1 pseudogene is annotated in these 1,312 nt (G+C 67.7%); it reads left to right on the top strand.

From position 1 onward, the window contains the following. Nucleotides 1–514: 514 nt before the first annotated feature. Nucleotides 515–1,237, top strand: a pseudogene (locus AC1VAN_RS22060) (aldehyde dehydrogenase family protein); the annotation flags it as partial. Between the last annotated feature and the right edge of the window lie 75 nt (nt 1,238–1,312).

The following is a 1,312-nucleotide window of genomic DNA, read 5'->3' as shown; positions in this document are numbered from 1 at the left end:
GCGGGGTGGCCGCGGCATGGATGCCGCGGCCAAGCCCCCATGGATGGGTACACGGCGTCCCCGCACTCCGACACCGCCCCACCTCTGACAGATCTCCGCKGCTGTTGGTAGGTGTCGACCTTGGTCGACACGTTAGATCCACGCGATGCGTGGATGCTTTTCGGTTTCAATTCGAGATAGTCGATCTCGATGGAAATTCATCCACGCATGGCGTGGATCTACTGGAGGCGCCGGGTTGGGTCTGGAGAAGAGCCCCCTGAGTCAGGGGGCGGCCGCGAAGCGGCGGGGGTATGGGGGCTGGTAAGTGGGGCCCGCGGTTCGCGTAGCGAAGCGTGGGAGCGGCAGCGCGCATGCGATGGCGCGTACCAGGGCGCAGCCCTGCCGATCAACCCCATTCAGGCAGGTAAGTGCAGGTCACAGGATACGCAGACGCCTTGTTGCTGCCATCGATCGGGTCCACATTCGTTGTCAGGAAACGGGCAGCCGCCCGTTGTCGAGACAACAGGAGACCTGCATGTCCGCTTCCCCCGCAGCCCCCGCTGCCATTTCCCGYGATCCGGCGACCGGCCAGCAGATCGCCAGCCACCCCTTCGCCACCGACGCCGAACTGGAAGCCATCCTCGACCGCGGCCAGGCCGGTTTTGCAGCCTGGAGCGCGCAGTCACTGGAACAACGCGCCAGCGTGCTGCGTGCGATGGCCGCTGTGCTGCGTCGCGACCGCGAACCCCTCGCTGCGATGGCCACTGCCGAAATGGGCAAGGTCCACGCCGAGTCGCTGGCCGAGATCGAGAAGTGCGCGGTGCTGTGTGACTGGTACGCCGACAACGGTGCGGCGTTCCTGCGCGATGAGCCGACCGCGGTGGCCGACAACAAGGCCTATGTCTCCTACCTGCCGCTGGGCGTTGTGCTCGGCATCATGCCGTGGAATTTCCCGTACTGGCAGGTGATGCGCGCGGCCGTGCCGATCCTCATGGGCGGCAACGGCTTCCTGCTGAAGCCGGCCGAAAACATCGTCGGCACCGCCGGGCTGCTCGCCGCTGCGTGGCGCGACGCGGGCCTGCCCGACGGCACCTTCATCGCCGCCAACATCAGCCGCGAGGGAACCAGTGCCGCCATCGCCGATGACCGCATCGCTGCCGTGACCCTGACCGGCAGCGTCGCTGCGGGGCGCAGCATCGCCGCGCAGGCCGGGCAGGCGCTGAAGAAGGTGGTGCTGGAGCTGGGTGGCTCGGATCCGCTGCGGGGCGCAGCATCGCCGCGCAGGCCGGGCAGGCGCTGAAGAAGGTGGTGCTGGAGCTGGGTGGCTCGGATC

The sequence above is a fragment of the Stenotrophomonas sp. 05L44_2 genome (assembly GCF_056665995.1).
Note: the sequence above shows the minus strand (reverse complement) of the source record. Positions and strands in the feature narration are given on the sequence as shown.